The sequence below is a fragment of the Salegentibacter maritimus genome (assembly GCF_016236975.1).
Classification (GTDB): Bacteria; Bacteroidota; Bacteroidia; order Flavobacteriales; family Flavobacteriaceae; genus Salegentibacter; species Salegentibacter maritimus.
Genome location: NZ_JAEHNY010000010.1, coordinates 99,420 through 121,562 on the forward strand (window position 1 = coordinate 99,420; position 22,143 = coordinate 121,562).

Below are 22,143 nucleotides of genomic sequence, written 5' to 3' on the forward strand. Positions count from 1 at the left end.
GAGCATTATTCAGAATAAATCCTTCTTCGGGAGTTAGAGCTTGTCCCGAATTTACTTAGAAAGGGTCTCAACCTCTTCTTCTTTCGTCCTAAAGTCTAAGGGTACCAAAACTTTTAATGCACTTTCAATAGAAGTAATTTTATCAAAAGTTAAGAGTAATCTCAGGCCATTTCTGGTTTTCTTCTCCTTCATAGTACATTTATGCCTATGGGATTGCACATATTGCAACACTCTGGTAAAAGTTTTGGTTTGATAAAACCTGGATTGTTGATCGGAAATAAAGTAGCCCACCAGCTTGCCTTGTTTTAGGATAATTTTTTCTATACCTATAGCAGCGGCAATCCATTTTATACGCACACTATTCAATAAATCTACTGCCTGTGCCGGTAATTCTCCAAAACGATCTACAAGTTCAGCTTCAAATTTTAGCAATTCTTCTTCCGAAGTGATTTTATTCAGCTGCGTATATAAATTTAGTCTTTCTGTAATATTATTGATATAATCATCAGGGAATAAAATCTCAAAATCGGTATCTATTTGCGTATCCTTTACAAAGGTTTTATCCTCTATGTTTTCTGCTTCGTTATACAATTCCTGGAACTCATTTTCTTTTAATTCTTCAATCGCCTCATTTAGGATTTTTTGGTAAGTATCAAAACCTATTTCATTGATAAACCCACTTTGCTCACCGCCCAGTAAATCGCCGGCACCCCGAATTTCCAAATCTTTCATCGCGATATTTATCCCACTCCCAAGATCTGAAAACTGTTCCAGTGCGCTCATTCGTTTCCGGGCATCTTCGGTCATTACCGAATATGGCGGTGTTATAAAGTAGCAAAAAGCTTTTTTATTGCTTCGGCCTACCCTACCCCGCATTTGGTGAAGATCTGAAACTCCAAAGTTGTTGGCGTTATTAATAAAAATAGTATTTGCATTGGTTACATCCAGTCCACTTTCTACAATAGTGGTAGAGACCAAAACATCAAATTCACCGTTTATAAAACTCAACATCAGCTTTTCCAGCTTTTTACCTTCCATTTGCCCATGTCCCACACCAATCTTAGCATCGGGCACTACACGCTGAATCATGCCGGCAACTTCCTTAATGTTTTCAATCCTGTTATGGATAAAGAAAACCTGCCCTCCCCGCTGAATTTCATAAGAAACAGCATCCCGAATAGTTTCTTCAGAAAACCGTATCACATTGGTTTCTATTGGGTATCTGTTGGGTGGTGGCGTAGTAATGGTAGATAAATCTCTTGCGGCCATTAAACTAAACTGAAGCGTTCTTGGAATAGGCGTTGCCGTTAAGGTTAAGGTATCTACATTTTCCTTTATGGTTTTTAGCTTATCTTTTACCGAAACCCCGAATTTCTGTTCTTCATCTACAATTAAAAGTCCGAGATCCTTAAATTTTACAGCTTTGTTTACTAATTGGTGCGTACCAATTATAATATCTACTTTACCATTTTCGAGATCTGCGAGGGTTTCCCTACGTTCTTTGGCCGTTCTAAACCTATTTAAATAATCTACAGTGACCGGAAAATCTTTTAAACGTTCAGAAAAAGTTTCATGGTGTTGAAAAGCCAATATGGTGGTGGGTACTAAAACCGCCACCTGCTTCCCGTTGTCTACGGCTTTAAAAGCTGCCCGAATGGCCACCTCTGTTTTTCCAAATCCAACATCCCCACAAACCAACCTATCCATGGGCCGTTCGCTTTCCATATCTTCTTTCACCGCCTGGGTGGCAGTACTTTGGTCTGGAGTATCTTCATACATAAAAGAGGCTTCCAGCTCGTGTTGTAAATAAGAATCGGGGCCAAATGCAAATCCCTTTTGCAATCGGCGTTTTGCATACAGTTCAATTAAATTATAAGCAATATGCTTTACCCGGGCTTTGGTCTTTTGTTTAAGTTTCTTCCAGGCATTACTTCCCAATTTAAAGATTTTGGGCTCCTTACCATCCTTCCCGTTATACTTTGAGATTTTATGTAAGGAATGGATGCTGAGATATAAAATATCACGCTCACCGTAAAAAAGCTTAATGGCTTCCTGCTTCTTTCCTTCTACATCAATTTTTTGCAGGCCTCCAAACTTCCCAATTCCGTGATCAATATGAGTAACATAATCGCCTACTTCAAGATTACTCAATTCCTTGATGGTAATTGCCTGTTTTTTGGCATAGCCATTCTTTAGATGAAACTTATGATAGCGCTCAAAAATCTGGTGATCTGTATAGCAAATATTTTTTCCGGTTTCATCTATAAAACCCTGGAACAAAGACAAAGCGACGGTTTGATATTTCACGATACGGTCCTGGTCGTCGAAGATATCATGAAAACGTTTGGCTTGCTGTTCACTTACACAGAAAATATAATTGGTATACCCGTTTTCCTGGTTTTTAATTAAGTTATCAATGAGTAAATCGAATTGCTTATTGAACGAAGGCTGAGGTGTTGTTTGAAATTCTATACTTTTTTGAGGCTCTAGATACGCCTGGTTACTCAATTCTACCACAGAGAAGAGCTCCAACTGACTTTTAATTAACTGCCCGCTACAGAACAGCTCTTTAGGCTCGCTGTGTTTTACTTCTTCAGAGAGTTTTTGAAAAGCTTCTTCGGCCTTACCAAAAAGTTTATCGGCCTGTGCTGTAAGCAAATCAAGGTTTTTTACAAAAACCACTGTATTTTCAGCAATATATTTTAGAAAACTCTCCCTGATTTCGTCCAGGTGCTTGTTTTCAACATTAGGCATTACCGAAATTTTCTTCACTTTATCTGTAGAAAGTTGGGTCTCTACATCAAAGCTTCGAATGCTATCTACCTCGTCTCCAAAAAACTCGATACGGTAGGGCTCGTCGTTACTAAAGGAAAAAACATCTATAATCCCTCCACGTACAGAGAATTCTCCCGGTTCGGTTACAAAATCTACCCGCTTAAATTTGTATTCAAAAAGTACTTCATTTACAAAATCTATAGAAAGTTCGTCTTCAACAGATATTTTAAGGGTACTGCGATCCAGCTCTTTGCGGGTTACTACTTTTTCAAATAAAGCGTCAGGATAGGTAACAACAATCGCCGGTTTCTTTCGTGAATTAATTCGGTTTAAGACCTCGGCCCTTAAAAGTACGTTTGCATTATCGGTTTCTTCAATTTGATATGGGCGCCGGTAACTGCCGGGATAAAAAAGCACGTTTTTTTCTCCAACCAATTGCTCGAGATCGTTAAGATAATAAGCGGCTTCTTCCTTATCATTAAAAATTAGCAAAAAGGGTTTTTCTGCCTCTTTAAATGCATTAGCAGCAACGAAAGAAAAGGCAGAACCAACAAGACCTTTTAATTGAATTTTAGTTCTATTTTTTTCTTTTTTGTCCTCCTGAGCAGAGTCGAAAGAGGCAAGGGATTCCCTCAATTCCTGCTGTTGCGGGGATTGTGCAAAGCTCTGGGCGATCATTGATGTACTCATTGGCGCAAAGATAATTGCAGAAACATTGTCCCGCAACCTCTCAACATTTTTTTAACGTTAGTGGGTTTATACTTTTTTCTTTGCGGGATCTTGCCATGTATTAAACACAGAATAAACAATTACCTCACTTTCCAGAACTTCGTAGATAATAATATACGGGAAACGCTTAACTACAGCTTCCCTAAATGGTTTTCTTTTTTGCGAAAAATGAAGCGGATAATTTCTAATCCACCTAAAATAAGAAGTAAGATGATCTAAAAACAAATCGCCCAGCCCATTTTGTTTTCGCTCATAATAAAGAAAAGCTTCCATTACTTCTAACTGAGCTTCCTCTTTAATTATAAGTTTAAAAGTCATTTCTTCAAAGAATCTTTAACTCTTTGCTGCACTTCTTCCCAGGAATAGGATTCACTTTTCTCTTTTAGATGATTCAACCTACGCTTATCCATTTCCTGGTAATCTGATTCGGAGAGAACTGAAGAGTCGTTATTTTCATAACTTTCGGCGAGAGAAAGCATCATTTCTAATAGACGTTCATCTGCTTCTTCAACATATTTCAGGACCGTTTTTTTTAACGCTATTGTTTCCATAATCAGAATGTTATTGATAATATAAAATTACAAATTTTATATTTTAGAACTTTTAAAGTTTCATCCATTTTCCACTTTTACCATTTCCATAACAGCAAATGCAACTGAAGATGGCTAATTTGCTATGATAAATAATTATTATGGGATTTGAGCATTTTGATGTATTTGTAATAGGAACAGGAACTGCAGGCAAAGGTGTGGCCAAAGACTGTGCAAAAGCAGGCTGGAAAGTCGCCATAGCCGATAATAGGGAATATGGCGGCACCTGCCCCAATAGGGGTTGCGATCCTAAAAAAGTTCTGGTAGGCTTTACCGAAATTATAGATAGGACTCAAAAAATGAAAGGAAAGGGAATTACAAAAATACCTCAGGTAAGCTGGAGCGAACTTATGGCATTTAAAGAAACTTTTGTAGATGCCATTCCTGCCGCTACCGAAAAAGATCTTACCGGTTTGGGCATAAAAATGTATCATCAGTCCCCAAGATTTTTAGATAAAAACACACTTTCGGTAGAAGGAAAAACGGTAACAGCCGATAAAATTGTAATCGCCACCGGCCAAAAACCAATGCCTTTAAAAATACCCGGGGAAGAACATGCGCTATTAAGTGAAGACTTCCTGAAATTAGAAAAATTACCGGAAACCATGCTTTTTATAGGCGCCGGCTATATTGGGATGGAATTTGCCCATATTGCTGCAAGATTTGGGGTGAAAGTTACGATGATGGATTTTGCACCGCGACCACTTTCCAACTTCGATAAAGATATGGTAAACTACATTCAACAGGTTTCAAAAGAAGACCTTGGCATTGAATTTATTTTTAATGCTGAAGTAAATGAAATTGAAAAACTACAAAAGAACTTTAGGGTGAAGGCGATGCAAGATGGAAAAGAAATTTCAGCAAAAGCCGAAATAGTTTTTAATACTGCGGGCCGTGTACCATCTATAGACGATTTAGCATTGGAAAAAGGCGAGGTCGCTTTTAGCAACAAAGGGATTACTGTGAACGAATTTCTTCAAAATACCACCAACGAAAATGTTTATGCTTGTGGTGATGTTTCGGCAAGTCCCGGCTTACCGCTAACCCCACTTTCTTCGCAGGAATCGAAGATTGTCGCAGCAAATCTTCTAAACGAAAAAGCATCTAAAAAAACAGATTTTCCGCCTCAACCTACCGTGGTTTTTACGCTCCCCAAATTGGCTTCGGTAGGGCTTTTAGAAAAAGAAGCAAAAGAACAGGGCTACGATTATACTTTAGAGCATAAATTAGTTCCAGATTGGTTTAATCCCAAGCATATAAATGAAAAAATATATGCCTACAAAACATTAGTAGACAATAAAACCGGACTTGTAATTGGGGCGCACCTGATTGGCCCTGAAGCGTCAGAAATCATCAATATGTTTGTTATGGCTATGTGTGGCAAACTGGATTGTGAGACTTTAAAAAAGATGATTTTCACGTATCCCAGTTGGGCAAGTGATATAAAGGGAATGGTGTAAATATCTCTCGCAAACAGCTAAAGATTGTTAGTTAATCGCGCTTAATTAATTTATACATCGGGTTTGTCTCTTTATTCATCCAACCGTGGTAAATAATATTCGAAAAAATGGCAATTGCACCTATTAAAGCTGAATAAGCAATGAGGGGAAACTCCCCAAAATGCCTAAAATAGATTGCAACCAATGCCCAAACCCCAACAGCGGCAAATTCACGCATATTTCTTCGCCAAATGATTGCGATGTTTAGAAAAGTCGCCACGACAATCATCACAACCGTCCAAATTTCCTCTCCAAAAAAAGGTGCCGTCCATTCAATTTTAGCTAAATAAGCTGAAACATTAGCAATACTGGCCACAGCTATCCAACCCGAATAAAGACAAATAGGCCACCAGCTAAAAGCCAGAATTTTTAGGGGAGCATCCCAACGCTCCATATTGGTGTTCAAAATCACCTTTATTAGTGCAAAAAGGATTAAAAACATGAACAAGACCGAGATTCCGGTAAACTCATACAACCAAACAAGTACCCAGCCGGCATTGGCCAGGTTGGCAGTTAAAAACCAATAACCTGAATCCCTTAAAAACTTTAAATCTTCTTTAGCTGAAAAGGCCTGATAAACCTGATATCCGGAAAAGGCCAAAAGCGAAAGAAAGATTATTCCCCAAATAGCAAAAGCATAAGCTGCCGGAGTAAAAAGGTTATAATATTCGGCGCTAAGACTTCCCATTGTATTGCCATTAATAATTCCTGTTTGGGAAATATAGCTCACTGCAATGATTAGGATTACCGAGATAAAGTTCAATATTGCAAGTCGTTTTTCCATTTTTAGGTGTTTTCTATTAAAATTACTTCATTTTGTGTAATCGCGTATGCTTTTTCCCCATCATTTAGCTTCATCAAAAAATTCCCTGTAAATTCGCCAAAAGCAGGAAAAATAAACTGATCTATTTTTCGGAAAAAACAGGGCAGTTTGAGGCTTTGCTTTCCTTTTCCGTTAAGTTTATAGGCCGGGTGAACATGACCGCACAGGTTAAAGAAACCTTCCCTGGTTTCGGGGTGATGCGTGAGTAAAAAATCTTTCAATTGCCATTCTGAATGAATTTCCACACCCAATTCTTCATATTTTAAAGGAGAAATTATATCGTGATTACCAGCTATTAGAATCACCTTAGCTTCTACAAACCCAAGCCAGTCTTCAAATAATTTCCATTCACTATTAAGATCACTATGAAAAAGATCGCCTAAAAAGCAAACAACTTTGGGCTGAAACTTTCCTACAACTTCGCTTAATCTCAAAAAATTTGCGTGAATTGCCTTATGAGGCACAGCACTTCCAAATTTCCTAAAATGCGAAATCTTCCCTAAATGAACATCGCTAATAAGGAGAATTGCTTGCTCCTTCCAAAAAGCAGCACCGCTTGGATGGAGTTCAAAGCTTTGTTTTTGGAGGTTTATAGTCATTGGTTTATTTGAGTAACGTAATTAAAATCGGCATCCTGAAGTTATTTCAGAGCCTAGCTAGATTATTTTGCCGGAGATCTAAAATGTTGATAATTAAAAACAAGATAGAAGTTGAAACGAGTTCAGCTTGACGTAACCAGGCTTTTCAGACAAACCTGGTGTTATAATTTATGTAAAATCTCAGCTGCTTTTTCCAGGGTTTCGTCTGTTTTAGCAAAGCAGAAACGCAACTGTTTATGATCTTTCCCATTTTTATGAAATACAGAAACCGGTATGGCAGCAAGTCCATGTTCGGTAATTAATCGTTTTGCAAAATCAACATCGGGCTCGTCGGTAATTTTTGAATAATCCATTACCTGGAAATAGGTTCCTTTAGAAGGAGTTCCCTTAAACCCTGAACCTTGCATTAAGTCGAAAAATTTATCCCGTTTTTGCTGATAAAAATCACCTAATTGCAGATAATGCTCAGGTTTTTTCAGGTACTCTGCAAAAGCACGCTGCATAGGATGATTTACACAAAACACTGTAGCCTGGTGAAGTTTTATGATTTCTTTCATTAAAACTTCGGGAGCAACGCAGTAGCCCATTTTCCAACCGGTATTATGAAAAGTTTTCCCAAAAGAGGCACAAACAATAGCTCTTTCAGCTAAACCAGGGAACTTTGACGCACTTTCATGTACTTCATCATCAAAAATAAGATGCTCGTACACTTCATCGCTCAGCAGAATGATATTTGTACATCTTATCAACTTTTCCAGTTGTTGCATATCATTTTTTGAAAGTACCGTACCTGTGGGGTTATGTGGAGTATTAATTATGATCATCCTGGTTTTGGAAGTGATTTTTGCCTCAACTTCCTGCCAGTCTATTTTAAAATTTTTTCCTTTTAATTCTACTAAAACAGGTTTTCCTCCGGCTAATTTAATATCAGGTTCATAAGAATCGTAAGCCGGCTTAAAAACAATCACCTCATCACCGGGGTGTACAAAAGCGTTTATTGCACAGTATAAGGCTTGGGTTGCGCCGTTGGTAACGAGTATTTCGGTCTCAAAATCATAACAAATATCATATAAAGCTGCAATTTTTTCGGCTATTCGCGTACGTAACGCCCATACTCCACTCATTGGCGGATATTGGTTATAGCCATCTTTCATCGCTTTACAAACCAAGTCTTTTAAATGATTATCGGTTTCAAAATTTGGGAAGCCTTGAGAGAGATCTATGGCTTTATGCTTTCTTGCAAGTCCACTCATTACCGAAAATATACTGGTTTTCCCGGCTGGAAGTTTTGAGGGAAGGTTTTTAAAATTTGGCATGTAGTCAATTTTCAAATAAGTTGCATAAAAAATCCCAAATTCGAAAAGAATTTGGGATTGATTTGTTCTTATTTAAGGAAGTTTTATCCTTTGGTACTGGCTGAAAGATATTCACGGTTCATACGTGCAATATTGTCTAAAGAAATTCCTTTTGGACATTCAATTTCACAAGCTCCCGTATTACTACAGTTTCCAAAACCTTCTTCGTCCATTTGCCTAACCATGGCCTGAACACGCTCGGTAGCTTCTACCTGACCCTGAGGCAGCAAGGCATATTGAGAAACTTTTGCCGAAGTGAAAAGCATAGCACTTGCATTTTTACAAGCCGCTACACAAGCTCCACAGCCAATACAGGTTGCTGCGTTAAAAGACTCATCGGCTTTTTCTTTTTCTACCGGAATCGTGTTGGCATCTACGGTGTTTCCTGATGTATTTACCGAAACATAACCCCAGGCCTGCTGAATTCGGTCAAAAGCACTTCTATCTACAATAAGATCTTTTACTACCGGAAACGCCTTGGCTCTAAATGGTTCTATATAAATAGTATCTCCATCCTTAAAAGAACGCATATGCAACTGGCAGGTAGCGATTAGTTTATCAGGCCCATGAGGCTCTCCATTAATTTGGAGTGAACAAGAACCACAAATTCCTTCACGACAATCGTGATCAAACTGAATAGTATCTTCTCCTTTCTCTACCAACTGCTCGTTAAGTATATCCAGCATTTCAAGAAAAGACATATCCCCGTCTATCCCATCTATAGGATAATCTACCATTTTTCCTTTAGCCGTGGCACTTTCCTGACGCCATATTTTAAGTGTTAACTTCATAATCGTTAAAAGTTAAGTGTTAAAAGTAAATAGGATTTATCTGCTTTTTTCAGATAATTAATATAGCCATTCAAAACAACTATTCCTTCTTCAACTTTTTTCTTTAATTTTTCAAATTTTTTCTCGTCAATATACTGTTCATCCAGTGCAGTGATTAACTGATCCTTTATTTCATAAAGCGAGCCTCTGGAAACTCTACAGAACTGGATATTTTCCTTAAAATGAAATCTTCCATACCCTTCAGCTAAATTATGAGTTACCGATCGAGAAGCCCTTCTCATTTGGGAAACCAATTCAAATTTTTCTTCAGCAGGAAATTGTTTAATAAGTTGAGAAATCTCCATTCGAATAGCCCTACCTTTTTGCCAGCAGACTAAATCTTCGAATGATTTTATCTTTTCCATTAACAATTAACCATTCACTATGAACTTACTTGTAACTTCTTGTTTTCAATTCTATATTTTCAAATACCAGGTCTTCTTTGTGAAGAACTGCATCTGCGGGTTTTCCTTTATATTCCCAGGCAGCAACATATTTAAAGTTTTCATCGTCCCTTAATGCTTCTCCCTCTTCGGTTTGGTATTCTTCCCTAAAATGCCCTCCACAAGATTCATTTCTATGCAAAGCATCTTTAGCAAATAACTCACCTAACTCAAGGAAATCTGCCACACGTCCGGCCTTTTCAAGTTCTGCGTTCTTAGAAGTAGCACTTCCGGGAACTTTTACATTCTTCCAGAAATCTTCTCTTAAAGCCGCAATTTCTTCAACAGCTTCCTTTAGTCCCTTTTCATTACGAGCCATTCCGCATTTGTTCCACATAATCAAACCTAATTCCTTATGATAGGAATCTACAGATTTGTTTCCGTTGGCATTCATTAACTTCTCGATACGTTCTTTTACGGCCTTTTCGGTTTCCTCAAATTCTGGAGAATCTGTAGAAATTGCTCCGGTACGAATATCATCAGATAAATAATTACCAATAGTATAAGGCAGCACGAAATAACCATCTGCCAAACCTTGCATTAATGCCGAAGCACCAAGCCTATTGGCACCATGGTCAGAGAAGTTGGCTTCTCCTGCAGCATAGCAACCGGGAATGGTTGTTTGCAGGTTATAATCTACCCAAAGACCACCCATAGTATAGTGCACAGCCGGGTATATCATCATTGGGGTTTCATATGGGTTCTGGTCTACGATCTTGTTATACATATCGAAGAGGTTTCCATATTTTGCAGCCACAACTTCTTTTCCAAGTTTTGTAACTTCTTCTTTCGAAGGGTTTTTATGTCCCGAAGTAAAAGCTTTTTCTTTTCCGTAGCGTTCAATGGCACTGGAGAAATCAAGAAATACTGCCTGCCCGGTTTTATTAACTCCAAAACCGGCATCACAACGCTCTTTAGCCGCTCTTGAAGCCACATCACGTGGTACAAGGTTACCAAAAGCAGGATAGCGACGCTCTAAATAGTAATCTCTTTCTTCTTCTGAAAGCTCGGTTGGTTTTTTCTTCCCTGCCCTTATAGCCTCAGCATCTTCTTTTTTCTTAGGCACCCAAATTCGTCCATCATTCCTTAGAGACTCAGACATCAATGTTAATTTAGATTGATGATCTCCGGAAACCGGAATACAGGTTGGGTGAATTTGTGTATAACAAGGGTTGGCAAAATAAGCTCCTCTACGGTGTGCTCTCCAGGCAGCTGTTACGTTACTTCCCATCGCATTTGTAGAAAGGAAGAATACATTTCCGTAACCACCGGAAGCCAATACCACGGCGTGTGCCGAGTGGCGCTCAATCTCGCCGGTAACCATATTTCTGGCAATTATTCCACGCGCTTTACCGCCTACCAATACCAAATCCATCATTTCGTGACGGTTATAAGGCTTGATTTTCCCACGATTAATTTGACGGTTCATTGCCGAATATGCTCCCAGTAACAACTGTTGTCCTGTTTGCCCTTTTGCGTAAAAAGTACGGGATACCAACACTCCTCCAAAAGAACGGTTGTCAAGATAACCACCATATTCACGGGCAAAAGGAACTCCCTGTGCCACACATTGATCTATAATATTTCCTGACACCTCGGCAAGACGGTAAACGTTTGCTTCACGAGAGCGGTAATCACCACCTTTTACGGTATCGTAAAACAAGCGATAATCTGAATCTCCATCGCCCTGGTAATTCTTAGAGGCGTTAATTCCTCCCTGAGCCGCAATAGAGTGTGCACGTCTTGGAGAATCCTGGTAACAAAATGTTTTTACATTATAACCTAACTCTGCAAGGGTTGCAGCTGCCGCTCCTCCTGCAAGTCCTGTTCCTACTACAATAACGTCTATATTACGCTTGTTGGCAGGGTTAACAAGATCGATATTGTTTTTATGATTGGTCCACTTCTCTGCTAGAGGCCCTTTAGGTATTTTTGAATCTAAAACTGACATAAATCTTACTTATTAAAGGTTATTAATATAGTGAAAAAGGGCTATAAAAATAAATCCTAGCGGTATAACGATTGCATAAGCTTTGGTGAATCCTCTAAGTCCTTTGGCATATTTATTTCTCCATCCCATAGACTGAAAAGAAGAAGAAAACCCATGATAAAGGTGTAGGGCCAAAAATACAAATGAAACCACGTATAATATTGTTCTAACCGGGCTTTCGAATTTCGCAACCAACTCACCGTAATAACGAGTTGCATCTTCGGGATGAGACTCTACGTATTTGTGTATCATTTCCGGAAACCAAAAATCGTAGAAGTGAAGTGCTAAAAAAGCTAAAACTACAAGGCCTGAGTAAATCATATTTCTTGATACCCAACTTGAGTTTTCATTTCCGGCAAACTTAACATACTTAACGTTTCTTGCTCCACGGTTTTTCGCCTCCAGGATAAAACCCATTATAAAATGGAAAATTACCCCAAAAATCAATATGGGTTGCAATAAAGCCTGCACAAAGAAGTTGGTCCCCATAAAGTGGGAAACCTCATTAAATACGTCTTTACTAAATACCGAAATAAAATTGATGCTAAAATGCTGAGCTAAAAATAAGACCAGAAATAGTCCCGATAAGGCCATAGCAAATTTTCTTGCTATGGTTGAATTTAGAAATCCACCCATTGGTTTGATAATTTTATAGAAATTTAACAGCAAAAATACACTGCAAATCACTTACTGACAAACTTTCAAGCCTGTTTATAGGGCTATTTAGAATAAATATAAGTAAGCAATAATTTTGTTGAATATCATTATTTGCATTTCCTATATTACCAAGAGCTAAAACCTTTAGTTAACCAATATGTCTCATAAAGTAAATGCAGTTTTTTGGTAGAATTCAAAGAGATGCCGCTTCCACAATTCACAAACTATGTTAAGATTAAATTACCCAACGAAGATCGGTAATGTTTAAATCTGAACTACCCGGTAAAAAACTTCGTAAACTACTTCGGGACATTACACTCTTTGGCGTAAATAAAAAAAGCTACCTGGATTCAGGTAGCTTTTTAGTAAACTATCTCGAGGCAAACTTCGAGGTATTATATTATTTGACTGTGCCAATAAAACCTAAGTTTCAATTGGATTTATCAATCTTTTAATAACTATCGGAGTGAACATTGGCTACTGCTCTACCCGATGGATCGTTCATATTTTTAAAAGACTCATCCCACTCTAAGGCAGTTGGAGTACTGCAAGCTACAGAAGGTACAGAAGGTACAGATTTTGCTGCGGCATCGCTTGGAAAATGATTCGCAAAAATAGTACGGTAATAATATTCTTCCTTGCTAGATGGTGGCTGAATTGGGAATTTAAAGTGTGCATTTTCAAGCTGTTCATCACTTACCTCTGCATTCACCAATTCTTTAAGAGTATCTATCCAACTATAACCAACCCCGTCAGAAAATTGTTCTTTTTGTCTCCAGGCTACACTCTCTGGCAAATAATCTTCAAATGCCTTTCTTAGCACCCATTTTTCAATGCGTTCGCCGGTAATCATCTTATCCTTAGGGTTTATTCTCATGGCAACATCCATAAACTCTTTGTCCAGGAATGGAACACGCCCTTCAATACCCCAGGCAGAAAGAGATTTATTAGCTCTTAAACAATCGTATTGGTGTAATTTATCTAATTTCCTAACGGTTTCCTCGTGAAATTCTTTGGCATTGGGGGCCTTATGGAAGTAAAGATACCCACCAAACAATTCATCAGATCCTTCACCCGAAAGCACCATCTTAATCCCCAAAGATTTAATAGTTCTAGCCATTAAATACATAGGCGTAGACGCTCTAATCGTAGTTACATCATAAGTTTCTAAATGATAAATAACATCTTTAATAGCATCCAAACCTTCTTGAATGGTAAATTTCACCTCATGATGTACTGTATCTAAATGATCGGCTACTTTTTGAGCAGCAGCAAGGTCTGGCGATCCCTCTAAGCCAATGGCAAAAGAGTGTAATCTTGGGTACCAGGCCGCATCTTTATCGTCGCTCTCTATCCTTTTTTCAGCATACAGTTTAGCAACTGCTGAAGTAATTGAAGAATCTAAGCCACCCGAAAGCAATACACCATACGGTACATCACTCATTAATTGACGGTGCACTGCTCTTTCAAGAGCCTCCTTTAAATCTTCAATACTGGTTTCATTGTCCTTTACGGCATCATACTCCATCCAGTCACGCTCATACCACTTTTGAAAACCTTCTTTCTTACTTGATAGATAATGCCCCGGAGGAAATAATTCAATCTTAGCACATTTCCCTTCCAAAGCTTTTAATTCTGAAGCCACATAAAAAGTTCCATTTTGATCCCAACCTATATATAAAGGAATAATCCCCATATGGTCGCGAGCAATAAGATACTCATCATTTTCGGCATCATAGATAGCAAAACCAAAGATCCCATTTAATTCATCTAAAAAGCTATCGCCTTTCTCTTTATAAAGCGCAAGAATAACCTCGCAATCAGATTCTGTTTGAAAATTATAATTTGGAAATTGACTTCTTAAATCTTTATGGTTATAGATTTCCCCATTCGCAGCAAGTACAAGCTGCTTATCTTCAGACAGTAAAGGCTGTCCTCCAGAAATGGGATCTACAATGGCCAGTCGCTCATGCGCCAAAATAGCTTTTTCATCACTATAAATTCCACTCCAGTCCGGGCCACGATGCCTTAAACTTTTAGCCATTTCTAATATCTGAGGTCTTAAATCTTCAGACCTTTCTTTTAAATCGAAAGCACAAACAATTCCACACACAATTTTAAAGTTTTAAGTATTAATGTTGAAACAAATATTGAACTAATATTTCGTAAAAAAAGCTAATAAATCACATTTGATTACAAATGAAAATTAAAAAACATAAATTAACTTCATATCAAAAATTAAACCCAGCAATAGCTACAATTTAATTTCAACAGTAAAAATTTTAGAAAACGCTTAATAAATCACCTGTAAAATTGAAACCCAAAAACCAACAACCAACTCTTTTTCAGCTATTAAAACCTGTATTTTCGAATATTATTTCTTATAAAAATTACAAAAGATTTGCAAAAGAGAGAACAATGCCAGCGTTTCCATTGCTAATACGACACACCTTATTTCACAAAAACTTAATGGAAAGTAAGCCAGCTTTTTAGTAATTTCAGGAGATATAATTTCAACATAAAATTTTATGGATTTTATAGACTATTACAAATTATTGGAATTAGACAAATCTGCCAGCCAGGCCGATATTAAAAAAGCTTATCGCAAACTGGCCCGAAAGTATCATCCAGACCTCAACCCCAATAATAAAGAAGCACAGCTAAGGTTTCAGCAGATAAATGAAGCCAACGAGGTGTTGAGCGATCCTGAAAAACGAAAAAAATACGACCAATACGGAAAAGATTGGCAACACGCCGATGCCTATGAAGAAGCCCGAAAACAGCAACAAGCCTCCGGCGGCAGAACCTATACCGGCGGCGGGTTTGGAAATACCGGATTTGGAGGCGGCCAGGGAAGTTACTCCTATTCGGGAAATTTTGACGAAGATACTTTTTCAGATTTTTTTGAGGAAATGTTTGGCAGCAGGGCGAGGGCCCATGGTTCAGGTCGCGGCCATCATTTTAAAGGTCAGGATTTTAATGCCGAGCTTCAACTAAAATTAAGCGACGTATACACCAGCCACAAACAAACTCTTAGTGTAAACGGAAAGAACATTAGGCTTACAATTCCTGCAGGTGTTGAAAACGGACAAACCATTAAAATTAAAGAACACGGTGGTCCCGGCGTTCAGGGCGGGCCAAAAGGCGATCTCTATATTACCTTTAATATTATAAATAACACCAAATTTAAACGTGAAAAAGAGGATTTGTTTAGCCAGGTAGACCTGGATTTATATACCGCCTTACTAGGGGGAGAAATTACCGTAGATACTTTTAATGGAAAAGTGAAATTAAAAGTGAAACCCGAAACCCAAACCGGAACCAAAGTGAAATTAAAAGGCAAAGGTTTTCCTAAGTACAAAAAAGAGAACCAGTTTGGAGACTTAATAATTACCTACAATGTAAAAATGCCCGATAATTTAAGTACTCGTGAAAAAGAATTATTTAAAGAACTTCAAAAATTACGCTCATGAATTTAGAAGATTTAATACCCACCAATGAGATTTGCGCAAAGTACCGGGTAGAAAGCACTTTTGTGCGTTCATTACACGAAAGCGGACTTATAGAAATTATTACCGTGGAAGAAACCCAATATGTGCATTGTGATGCTATTTCAGAATTTGAAAGGTTACGAAGATTGCATTACGACCTGGACATAAACTTAGAGGGACTGGAAGCTATTCAGCATTTATTAGGACAGGTAAGAAAACTACAAAAGGAGAATTTAGCGCTTAAAAACAGGCTGAATATATTTGAATAAGCAAGGAACTGTTTATCCAATAACCGAAATTAAATACACCAAAACTTGTCACAAAATCAAATTATAGTCTTTAGATAAGAATTTATGGGATTACTGAGAGGTTTTTTCCTCTGTATTATATTGATAACTTTGCAAACACAACAAAAAACTAAATAAATTATTTCTCGTCAAGCTGAACTTGTTTTCAGCTTCTAACATGTTTTTAATACCAAAACTTAGATCCCCGAGAAAATAATCGGGGCAGGCTCTGAAATAAATTCAGGATGACGTTACAAAATACTTTCTTAACCAAGAAAACCAAATATAAACCTAAAGGTTTTAAATTAATAAATATGAGATACGATCAAATAGACAGTAAGTTATTTATAAAAAACCGCAAAAGCTTTATGGCAGGGATGAAACCTAATAGCCTGGCGGTTTTTAATGCAAACGATATTTACCCTATTGGGGCAGATAGCACCATGCCTTTTCAACAGAACAGGGACTTATTTTACTTAAGCGGTGTAGACCAGGAAGAAGCAATTTTAGTGCTTTTCCCAGATGCTCCAAAACCGGAACATCGCGAAATTTTATTTTTAACCGAAACCAATGCGCATATTGCCGTGTGGGAAGGTGCAAAATTAGATAAGCAAAAGGCTTTAGAAGTTAGCGGTATTGAAACGGTTTACTGGCTTCAGGATTTTGAAAAAATTTTCTTTGAAGTAATGACTCAATGTGAAACGGTATATTTTAATACCAACGAGCATTATCGAGCCAATGTACAAACCGAAACCCGCGACGAAAGATTTATAAAATGGTGTAAAGAAAAGTATCCGGCGCACCAGGTAGCAAAAAGCAATCCTATTTTACAAAGACTACGTTCAGTAAAAGACCCTATTGAGCTGGATTTAATGCAAAAAGCCTGCGACATTACCGAAAAAGCTTTCCGTAGAGCTTTAAAATTCACCAAACCCGGAGTATGGGAGCACGAAATTGAGGCCGAATACTGGCACGAAATGATAAGAAACCGTAGCCGCGGATTTGCCTATACCCCAATTATTGCCAGTGGAAATAATGCAAATGTTTTGCATTATACCGAAAACAACCAGCAATGTAAAGAAGGAGACCTAATACTTCTTGACACCGGAGCAGAATATGCAAATTACTCTAGTGATATGACCAGAACCATCCCGGTTTCAGGAAGGTTTTCAGAACGTCAGAAACAAATTTACAATGCCGTAAACAAAGTAAAAAAAGAAGCTACCAAGTGGCTGGTTCCCGGTACTATTTGGGCTGAATACCATAAAGAGGTAGGTAAATTAATGACTTCTGAATTACTGGATCTTGGATTACTGGACAAGGCAGATGTTCAAAATGAAGACCCAAAATGGCCGGCTTATAAAAAGTATTTTATGCACGGTACAGCCCATAATATTGGCCTGGACACGCACGATTATGGAATTCTAACCGAACCCATGAAACCTAACCAGGTATTTACGGTAGAACCGGGAATTTATCTCCCCGATGAAGGTTTCGGAATTCGATTAGAAGATGATGTGGTGATTCAAAAAGAAGGAGAGCCCTTCAACCTAATGCGTAATATTCCTATTGAAATTGAAGAGATTGAAGAAATTATGAATTCTTAATCGAATAATTCTTACAACTAGATCAGTTTATTTTACCGTCAAGCTGAATTTATTTCAGCTTCTAACATGAGACTAATTAGAATTATATTAGATCCTGAAACCAGTTCAGGATGACGATTTCAAACCAAAGCCACGAATACACGAATTAATTTGTGAGTTCGTGGCTTTTTCTATTTTAAACAGCCATGGAAACAACCTATAAAGACACAACTATTGCTTATACAAGTATGGGAACCGGGAACCCGCTTGTTCTCTTACACGGATTCTTAGAGTCTAAAATTATCTGGAAAGATTTTATCACAGAACTTGCTGTGAAAAGACAGGTTATTTGCATAGACCTTCCCGGCCACGGAGATTCAGGAAACCTTAATGAAATAAACACAATGGCCGATATGGCCAGGGCAGTAAAAGCGGTTTTAGATGAGTTAGATATCACAAAAGCTTCCTTTGCCGGTCACTCCATGGGAGGCTATGTAAGTTTGGAATTCCAAAATATTTTTCCTAACATACCTCGTAGTTTAGCACTCCTGAACTCTACTCCCGAAGCAGATTCAGAAGAACGCAAAGTTACCCGCAACAGGGCAGCAGCATTGGTTCTAAAAAATAAAAGAGCATTTGTTAGTATGGCACTATCTAACTTATTAACTCCTGAAAATAATAAAAAGTTTAGATCTCAAATTGAAATTTTAAAGAAGCATGCCCTACAATTTTCATCTGCCGGAATCTATGCAGCTATTAAAGGCATGAAAATTCGTACAGATCATACGAAGCTTTTTGCAAAATTTAAGGGTCAAAAAATTGTTGTTGCAGGAAAAAATGACCCAGTTATGGATTACAACACAATAAAATCTGTTGCAAAACGCTGTAATAGCAAGTTTATTGGTTTACCGGATGGGCATTTGTGTTTTATCGAAAATCAAACAGAAGTTCGAGAGATTTTGCATTTGATCGATTAATATTAACTTTTTGCCGAAATATTAACTTTTTTTTATAATTTTAAACTTTCAAAACAAACAGAATCAAACTTTTATGAAGGAAAGAGCCCCCAAAAAATTTTCGTTCGCTAAAGTTTTTTGCAGCATTTTTGGGCATAAACTACGAGTTTCCAAAAATGTGACAGATCATGTTCACGAATATAAATGCGAAAAATGCGGAATGGAAATGACCGATACTGCAAATGGCTTTTTAGCCCGGTTAACACCAAAATTTAAGGAAACCAACGATTATATTGCCAAAATACACCAAAGAAGAAAGCGCAAGCATTACGCCAACGCTTCCTAGTTTTCTTTGTAATATTATTGGAGAATTTTATTTTTCGTTTGCATCCCTATTATCCATAGAGTTCCAACCACGAGCAATAAGGGGAAGTTTTTGGTTTGCACGTGTAATTAAATGCATACCTTCCTTTTCTTCGGTCATATGCCCAATAATGCTTAAATTGGGGTTTGCTTTTATTTTTTCGTAATCATCTTGTGAAACAGTAAAAAGCAATTCATAGTCTTCACCGCCACTTAAAGCTATTGTGGTACTATCTATATCAAACTCTTCACATACCGAAATTACCGCAGGGTCTAGCGGAATTTTCTCTTCAAATAAATTAGCCCCTACTTGCGAGTTTTTACACAAATGAATAATTTCAGAAGAAAGCCCATCACTTATATCAATCATAGAGGTTGGTTTCACTCCAAGTTCCTTTAATAAAGGTGGGATATCTTTTCTGGCTTCCGGCTTTAATTGCCTTTCAATTAAATAGGTATAAGGATCCAGGTCGGGCTGTGCATTAGGATTGGCTTTAAAAACTTCTTTTTCACGCTCTAAAATTTGCAAGCCCATATAAGCAGCCCCAAGATCACCGGTTACCACAAGTAAATCATTTGGTTTAGCTCCACTTCTGTAAACTACATCTTCTTTTTCGGCCACACCCAGCGCAGTAATACTAATTAATAATCCAGAAGTAGAAGAGGTGGTATCCCCACCCACAACATCAATATTATACAAATTTGCAGCCAGTTCTATTCCAGAATATAATTCCTCTAGCGCCTCTACCGGAAACCGGTTGGAAGCTGCAATAGAAACAGTTATTTGTGTGGCTTTGGCATTCATTGCGTAAATATCAGATGCATTTACCATTACGGCCTTATAACCCAAATGTTTCAAAGGCATATAGGCAAGGTCAAAATGTACACCTTCAACCAAAAGATCGGTACTAACTATCGTGTGCTTATCATTAAATTTCAATACCGCGGCATCGTCGCCAATACCTTTTACGGTAGAAGATAATTTAGGCTCGAAACCTTTTGTTAGGTGATCTATTAAACCAAATTCACCTAATTCTGAAAGATTTGTGCGCATATCCTGACTATTCTGAAACATAAGAGTATATTTTATTTGGCAAAATAAATGAATATTATTCAACTGTGATACTAAAGATAGGCATAGATTAAAAAAGCTAACAAATCAATTTTAGAAAAAACAAATAAAACCACACAAAACAGACTAATTTTCAATCATTTAAGCATTTCAAATCCTATAATTCAGGAATTGGTAACACTTATCATTGTATTTTTAAAACATATACAGAGGCTATGGTAAACCGTTAGTTTTATAGTATATTTGTAGCTAATTTAGAATTAATCTTTTTAGCTATGATAAAAGTAAGCGAAAGCGCTAAAAAAAAGATTGCAGCGCTAATGAGCGATGAAGGTTTTGATAATTTACAAGACTTTGTGCGTGTTGGTGTTAAAAGCGGTGGCTGTTCTGGCTTGTCATACGAATTAAAATTTGACAAAGCTAAAACAGAAGACGACAAACTTTTTGAAGATAATGATGTAAAAATAGTAGTTGACAAACGCAGTGTTTTATACCTGGCAGGAACTGTTTTAGAATTTTCTGGAGGCTTAAACGGGAAAGGTTTTGTATTTAACAATCCCAATGCCCAAAGAACCTGTGGATGTGGAGAGAGTTTTTCTCTTTAATGGTTCAAACTTTAGATTTTGACCTTAACTTATAAAAAATTGAAATGGCATATACTGAAGACGATTTAAAAAAAGAGCTCGAAACGAAAGAATATGAGTACGGATTTTATACCGATATTGAATCGGATACTTTTCCTGTGGGATTAAATGAAGACATCGTTAGAGCGATCTCTAAAAAGAAGGAAGAACCAGAGTGGATGACCGAATGGCGATTAGAAGCATTTCGCTACTGGCAAACCCTGGAGGAGCCGGAATGGGCAAACGTACATTACGAAAAACCAAACTTCCAAAATATATCTTATTATTCGGCACCAAATAAAAAACCGAAATATGATAGTTTAGACGAGGTAGATCCAGAATTGCTGGATACTTTTAAGAAATTGGGTATCTCTGTAGATGAGCAGAAGAAATTGGCCGGTGTGGCCGTAGATGTGGTGATGGATTCTGTTTCGGTAACCACAACTTTTAAAAAGACCCTGGCCGAAAAAGGAATTATTTTCTGTTCTATCTCAGAAGCCATTAGGGAACATCCCGAGCTTGTAAAGAAATATATTGGATCTGTAGTTCCTAAAACCGACAACTTCTACGCCGCATTAAACTCGGCTGTATTTAGTGATGGTTCGTTTTGCTACATCCCAAAGGGCGTAAGATGCCCAATGGAACTTTCTACTTACTTTAGAATTAACCAGGCCGGAACAGGACAATTTGAACGTACACTGGTAGTGGCAGAACCGGGAAGCTATGTAAGCTACCTGGAGGGTTGTACCGCTCCCATGCGTGACGAAAACCAACTACACGCTGCCGTGGTAGAACTTATTGCATTAGATGATGCAGAGGTTAAGTACAGTACCGTTCAAAACTGGTTCCCCGGAAATAAAGACGGAAAAGGTGGCGTGTTTAACTTTGTTACTAAACGCGGACTTTGTGAAAAAGGTGCAAAAATTTCCTGGACACAGGTAGAAACAGGGTCGGCGGTAACCTGGAAATATCCTTCTTGTATTTTAAAAGGAGATAATTCTATTGGAGAGTTTTATTCTATTGCGGTTACCAATAATTTCCAGCAGGCAGATACCGGTACAAAAATGGTACACCTGGGTAAAAACACAAAAAGTACTATTATTTCCAAAGGTATTTCGGCGGGACAATCGCAGAATTCTTACCGCGGATTGGTACAAATAAACGGAAGAGCCCAAAATGCACGTAACTTTTCACAATGTGACTCTCTTTTAATGGGTAACAAATGTGGAGCGCACACCTTCCCATATATTGAAGTAAAAAACAAAACCGGACAGGTAGAGCACGAAGCTACGACAAGTAAAATTGGGGAAGACCAAATTTTTTACTGTAACCAACGTGGTATTGATACAGAAAAAGCAATTGCACTTATTGTAAACGGATTTAGCAAAGAGGTATTGAACAAATTACCAATGGAATTTGCAGTAGAAGCCCAAAAACTATTAGAAATTTCGCTTGAAGGATCTGTAGGATAAACA

At 37.7% G+C, this 22,143-nt stretch carries 20 protein-coding genes; 8 read left to right on the forward strand and 12 right to left on the reverse strand.

The genetic code is table 11. The features are described from left to right. Window positions 1–51: 51 nt before the first annotated feature. The 3 genes from mfd to I6U50_RS11890 form a co-directional block, all read right to left on the reverse strand. Complete coding sequence (gene mfd / locus I6U50_RS11880; protein ID WP_198638984.1) at window positions 52–3,465, reverse strand: transcription-repair coupling factor; 3,414 nt, start codon at window positions 3,463–3,465, stop codon at window positions 52–54. 66 nt (window positions 3,466–3,531) lie between these two features. Continuing rightward, window positions 3,532–3,822, reverse strand: coding sequence for a type II toxin-antitoxin system RelE/ParE family toxin (locus I6U50_RS11885; protein WP_198628010.1), 291 nt, complete (start codon window positions 3,820–3,822; stop codon window positions 3,532–3,534). Further along, window positions 3,819–4,055, reverse strand: coding sequence for a hypothetical protein (locus I6U50_RS11890; protein WP_198638985.1), 237 nt, complete (start codon window positions 4,053–4,055; stop codon window positions 3,819–3,821). Before I6U50_RS11890 ends, I6U50_RS11885 begins: the two co-directional genes overlap by 4 nt. Before the next feature lie 140 nt (window positions 4,056–4,195). On the opposite strand from I6U50_RS11890, the gene I6U50_RS11895 reads away from it, so the two are divergent. Continuing rightward, on the forward strand, window positions 4,196–5,554 hold the full coding sequence (locus I6U50_RS11895) for a dihydrolipoyl dehydrogenase family protein (protein ID WP_198638986.1): 1,359 nt from the start codon (window positions 4,196–4,198) through the stop codon (window positions 5,552–5,554). 31 nt (window positions 5,555–5,585) lie between these two features. Here the strand turns inward: I6U50_RS11895 and I6U50_RS11900 are convergent, their stop codons facing one another. From I6U50_RS11900 to asnB, 8 genes are all read right to left on the reverse strand, one after another. Further along, window positions 5,586–6,377 (reverse strand): tryptophan-rich sensory protein, encoded by a 792-nt coding sequence (locus I6U50_RS11900; protein WP_198638987.1) that lies wholly within the window; start codon window positions 6,375–6,377, stop codon window positions 5,586–5,588. 2 nt (window positions 6,378–6,379) lie between these two features. Continuing rightward, on the reverse strand, window positions 6,380–7,015 hold the full coding sequence (gene pdeM, locus I6U50_RS11905; protein ID WP_198638988.1) for a ligase-associated DNA damage response endonuclease PdeM: 636 nt from the start codon (window positions 7,013–7,015) through the stop codon (window positions 6,380–6,382). 161 nt (window positions 7,016–7,176) lie between these two features. Further along, window positions 7,177–8,331: a methionine aminotransferase gene (locus I6U50_RS11910; protein WP_198638989.1), complete on the reverse strand. Its 1,155-nt coding sequence runs from the start codon at window positions 8,329–8,331 to the stop codon at window positions 7,177–7,179. Window positions 8,332–8,414: 83 nt separating this feature from the next. Continuing rightward, the gene (locus I6U50_RS11915; protein WP_193710086.1) at window positions 8,415–9,161 is read right to left on the reverse strand and encodes a succinate dehydrogenase/fumarate reductase iron-sulfur subunit; all 747 of its coding nucleotides are present in this window, start codon (window positions 9,159–9,161) and stop codon (window positions 8,415–8,417) included. A 5-nt stretch (window positions 9,162–9,166) separates the two neighbouring features. Then, window positions 9,167–9,565: a four helix bundle protein gene (locus I6U50_RS11920; protein ID WP_198638990.1), complete on the reverse strand. Its 399-nt coding sequence runs from the start codon at window positions 9,563–9,565 to the stop codon at window positions 9,167–9,169. Window positions 9,566–9,590: 25 nt separating this feature from the next. Continuing rightward, entirely contained in the window at window positions 9,591–11,594 is a 2,004-nt protein-coding gene (locus tag I6U50_RS11925; protein WP_193710084.1) for a fumarate reductase/succinate dehydrogenase flavoprotein subunit, read from the reverse strand. A 12-nt stretch (window positions 11,595–11,606) separates the two neighbouring features. Beyond that, window positions 11,607–12,269, reverse strand: a complete 663-nt coding sequence (locus tag I6U50_RS11930) for a succinate dehydrogenase cytochrome b subunit (RefSeq protein WP_198638991.1) — start codon at window positions 12,267–12,269, stop codon at window positions 11,607–11,609. Window positions 12,270–12,741: 472 nt separating this feature from the next. Beyond that, window positions 12,742–14,403, reverse strand: a complete 1,662-nt coding sequence (gene asnB / locus I6U50_RS11935; RefSeq protein WP_198638992.1) for an asparagine synthase B — start codon at window positions 14,401–14,403, stop codon at window positions 12,742–12,744. A 415-nt stretch (window positions 14,404–14,818) separates the two neighbouring features. Between asnB and I6U50_RS11940 the strand changes: the two genes are divergently transcribed. The 5 genes from I6U50_RS11940 (at window position 14,819) to I6U50_RS11960 (ending at window position 18,956) form a co-directional block, all read left to right on the forward strand. Then, window positions 14,819–15,763 (forward strand): DnaJ C-terminal domain-containing protein, encoded by a 945-nt coding sequence (locus tag I6U50_RS11940; RefSeq protein ID WP_198638993.1) that lies wholly within the window; start codon window positions 14,819–14,821, stop codon window positions 15,761–15,763. Then, complete coding sequence (locus I6U50_RS11945) at window positions 15,760–16,050, forward strand: chaperone modulator CbpM (RefSeq protein WP_198638994.1); 291 nt, start codon at window positions 15,760–15,762, stop codon at window positions 16,048–16,050. The genes I6U50_RS11940 and I6U50_RS11945 overlap by 4 nt, the downstream gene beginning before the upstream one ends. Window positions 16,051–16,382: 332 nt before the next feature. After that, window positions 16,383–17,675, forward strand: coding sequence for an aminopeptidase P family protein (locus I6U50_RS11950; protein ID WP_198638995.1), 1,293 nt, complete (start codon window positions 16,383–16,385; stop codon window positions 17,673–17,675). Window positions 17,676–17,860: 185 nt separating this feature from the next. Then, window positions 17,861–18,631: an alpha/beta fold hydrolase gene (locus tag I6U50_RS11955; RefSeq protein ID WP_198638996.1), complete on the forward strand. Its 771-nt coding sequence runs from the start codon at window positions 17,861–17,863 to the stop codon at window positions 18,629–18,631. 73 nt (window positions 18,632–18,704) lie between these two features. Further along, window positions 18,705–18,956 (forward strand): hypothetical protein, encoded by a 252-nt coding sequence (locus tag I6U50_RS11960; RefSeq protein WP_198638997.1) that lies wholly within the window; start codon window positions 18,705–18,707, stop codon window positions 18,954–18,956. A 27-nt stretch (window positions 18,957–18,983) separates the two neighbouring features. Here the strand turns inward: I6U50_RS11960 and thiL are convergent, their stop codons facing one another. Beyond that, window positions 18,984–20,048, reverse strand: a complete 1,065-nt coding sequence (gene thiL, locus I6U50_RS11965; RefSeq protein ID WP_198638998.1) for a thiamine-phosphate kinase — start codon at window positions 20,046–20,048, stop codon at window positions 18,984–18,986. Between the two features lie 272 nt (window positions 20,049–20,320). Between thiL and I6U50_RS11970 the strand changes: the two genes are divergently transcribed. Beyond that, window positions 20,321–20,650 carry a HesB/IscA family protein gene (locus I6U50_RS11970; RefSeq protein WP_193710075.1) on the forward strand — a complete coding sequence of 110 codons (330 nt, stop codon included), beginning with the start codon at window positions 20,321–20,323 and terminating at the stop codon, window positions 20,648–20,650. A 44-nt stretch (window positions 20,651–20,694) separates the two neighbouring features. Continuing rightward, entirely contained in the window at window positions 20,695–22,140 is a 1,446-nt protein-coding gene (sufB, locus tag I6U50_RS11975; protein ID WP_198638999.1) for a Fe-S cluster assembly protein SufB, read from the forward strand. Window positions 22,141–22,143: the final 3 nt, after the last annotated feature.